Here is a 3,219-nt window from a genome sequence, read left to right as displayed (position 1 = left end):
CATATTTTCCAGATGAATCGCAGAAAAAGGCGATTCGCGGGGCACCAGAATCAACTTGCGCCCTTCCTTGATCGCCACATCCGCAGCGCGCTCAATCAGGTTATCACTGGTGCCCGTGGCAATGGCAGACAGGGTTCCGGTGGAACAGGGGCACACCACCATGGCCGCGGGGGCACCACTGCCGGAGGCAACCGGCGCGGTCCATTGTTCCAGCCCGCAGACGACCAGCCGTCCCTTGTCGGTCTTTACCCACTCACGCAAGGCCTGCTCAGCCTGGCCAGTACCTGCAGGAAGCTTCAGTTCGGTTTCCGTACCAATCACCACACGTGCGGCCTTGGACAGCAGCACAAAAACCTCGCAGTCCGCATCCAGCAGACACTGCAGCAATCTCAGGCCATATGGCGCTCCGGAAGCGCCCGTAAAGGCAAGCGTAATGCGTTGAGTCATGAGCCCATCCCGACGCCTCTGGCCATCATCGCCGCCAGAATCGGCATCAGAATGACCAAATGAATTTCCGCCACCAGCACACCGCGCAGGTTGCGTTGCAGCTTGTCATCGATTTCCGGTACGTGGCCGGCTTTCACCGATTTTCGCCAGCCCAGCAGCACCTTGGTGGGATACAGGCTTAGCAAGGCGATCAACACAAACAGCGTGACCTTGCCATGGAACCAGGGGTTCGCCAGATAGAAGTTCCAGCCTTTTTCCGTCCAGCCCGCCCGGGCCAGGCCGCTGATCAATACCACCAACGCCGACAAGCCGTAGCCGATATCCAACCACAATAACGTGCGCACATTGCGCTCATTGATCCCCGTCCGCCACAGCAACAGCTCGCCATACAGGCAAGCAAACAACATCAGAATGCTGAGGTAATGGACCGAAGCCCAGAGTACAGACCAGAACATGGCAACCTCCTTGAAACCGCATCACGGCGCACGCTTCACGCTACAACGCATTGCCGCTTGTGGCGTGAAGCGTGCAGCGTTTATTCAGCCAACGCATCCAGCAGTTTCTGGTGAATGCCGCCAAACCCGCCGTTGCTCATCACCACCACATTCAACGGCTCACCTTTGTGGCTCACTACTTTGGCCACAATCTCATCCAGCGATTCACTGACCGATGCGGGCACTGGCGCCTCGCTGAGCACCGAATCCAGCGACCAGTCCAGGCCCGGTGGCTGATACCAGATTACCTCATCGGCGCAGACGGTGCTGCCAGCCAACGCCGCCTTGTGATTTCCCAGCCGCATGGTGTTGGAGCGAGGTTCGATAATGGCGAGAATCTTGCCATCGCCCACCTTGCGTCGCAGGCCATCCAGGGTCGTGGCAATGGCCGTGGGGTGATGGGCAAAGTCATCGTAAACCCGCACACCGCTCACCTCGCCGCGTAGCTCCATGCGCCGCTTCACACCCACAAATTCCGATAACGCTGCGGCGCCATCGGCCAGGGTCACGCCCACATGGCGGGCGGCCAGTAACGCGGCCATGCCATTGTTCACACTGTGACGGCCAGTCTGATCCCAACGCACCTGTGCCACTGGCTCGCCGTTTTCCAGCACGGTAAAGACCGAGCCGTCGTCCTGATCCAGACGATAGCCCAGCGCTTGGTCTTCGCCGAAACGCTCCACTTCACTCCAGCATCCCTGATCCAGCGTTTCCTCCAGTGCGGTTTCACCGTGGGGCAGAATTAACCGCCCGGTGGAAGGTACAGTGCGAATCAGGTGATGAAACTGGGTCTGTATCGCCGCCAAATCCGCAAAGATATCCGCGTGATCAAATTCCAGATTATTGAGGATCACGGTACGGGGGCGGTAGTGCACAAACTTGCTGCGCTTATCGAAAAATGCCGTGTCGTACTCGTCCGCCTCCACCACAAAAAAAGGCGTCTCGCCCAGTCGCGCAGACACACCAAAATTCCCTGGCACACCGCCGATCAGATAACCGGGATTTAAGCCCGCGTATTCCAGAATCCAGGCCAGCATGGAACTGGTGGTGGTCTTGCCGTGGGTGCCGGACACCGCCATCACCCAACGGCCGGGAAGCACCACATCTTCGAGTAACTGTGCCCCGGAGGTATACGGCAAACCGCGATCCAGCACCGCTTCCACTGCCGGGTTGCCACGACTCAGCGCATTGCCGACCACCACCAGATCCGGCGCAGGCTCCAGCTGGGCAGGGTCATATCCCTGGGTCAGGGTAATACCGGCCGCTTCCAGCTGATCACTCATGGGCGGGTAGACGTTCAGGTCGCTGCCGGTGACGTGATGCCCCTGGGCCTTTACCAGCTGCGCCAGCGACCCCATGAAAGTGCCGCAAATACCAAGAATATGAATATGCATGGGAAGGAACTGCCAACATTAAGATTCCCTGCACCATAACGGCAAGGGGCTACAAGGTGAAGAGGCTGCGCAGCGGAATTCACCTCAAGCCTGCTCGCCAGGCTCTCCCGCCCCGACCAGCACCCGGTTCCTGCGCGAATGGCCGAGCATGGCGGAAGGGGACATGCCCAGCATATTCTGAAATACATGGGACAAATGGGACGAATCGGAAAACCCCGCCGTCAGCGCCGCATCCGTGAGCGAACTGCCCATGGACATCATCGTCGAGGTCACAAACAAGCGGTGCCACAGGCGGTAGCGGCGGATAGGGATCCCGGTGGCATCCTTGAATACGCGCTGCAGACGCGCCCCTGACAACCCCACCTGGCTGGCAAGATCCTCATTGGAATAATTCTGTGCCGGGTCCGAACGGATCAGCTCGATAATGCGGGCAATGCGGGCATCCGGCCTGAACCCTTCTACCTCGGTACTGGCTGCGGGGAAAAGCAGACCCGCTAACTGCCCATACACTTCATCGGCATCCAGGCTATCGCGATATGCCTGCTTCAGTACCGACAGCTGCCTGCCCTGCAGCGAAGAATCAGAGTAAAAGCCGGGCTCGCGCCATTGCATCAAACGCTGATGAAACAAATAATCCCGGCCCAGCGGATCCAGAAAACAACAGGCAATCTGCTTTCCCTGCGGATCAGCGGTAAACGAGACACCGGCAGGCAACAACAGCGTTCGAGCACGAAATCTCTCTCCGCTTACGTCAAGCAACACGTCATCTTCCAGGCCAAACAACAGGGTATGCGCCCCGGCTGAAAAAGTAATACGGCTGCCGAGATAGCCCACATAGAGCGTTCTCAAACGCCACAGATACAACGTGGAAGGTGGCACGTCGG

Annotated in this window: 4 protein-coding genes; all 4 read right to left on the bottom strand. The window is 58.7% G+C overall.

The features are described from left to right. Positions 1–447 (bottom strand): UbiX family flavin prenyltransferase (locus tag A3730_RS21655; RefSeq protein WP_063538910.1); only part of this gene is annotated, 447 nt, incomplete at its 3' end. Then, positions 444–902 (bottom strand): DUF2214 family protein, encoded by a 459-nt coding sequence (locus A3730_RS21650; RefSeq protein ID WP_063519374.1) that lies wholly within the window; start codon positions 900–902, stop codon positions 444–446. The genes A3730_RS21650 and A3730_RS21655, both read right to left, overlap by 4 nt. Positions 903–982: 80 nt before the next feature. Then, complete coding sequence (gene mpl / locus A3730_RS21645) at positions 983–2,335, bottom strand: UDP-N-acetylmuramate:L-alanyl-gamma-D-glutamyl-meso-diaminopimelate ligase (RefSeq protein ID WP_063538896.1); 1,353 nt, start codon at positions 2,333–2,335, stop codon at positions 983–985. 84 nt (positions 2,336–2,419) lie between these two features. Continuing rightward, positions 2,420–3,219 (bottom strand): helix-turn-helix domain-containing protein (locus tag A3730_RS21640; RefSeq protein WP_369819109.1); only part of this gene is annotated, 800 nt, incomplete at its 5' end.

The organism is Alcanivorax sp. HI0044, from assembly GCF_001634945.1.
The sequence above is the reverse complement of the archived record's forward strand: the minus strand, read 5'-3'. Positions and strand labels throughout refer to the sequence as shown.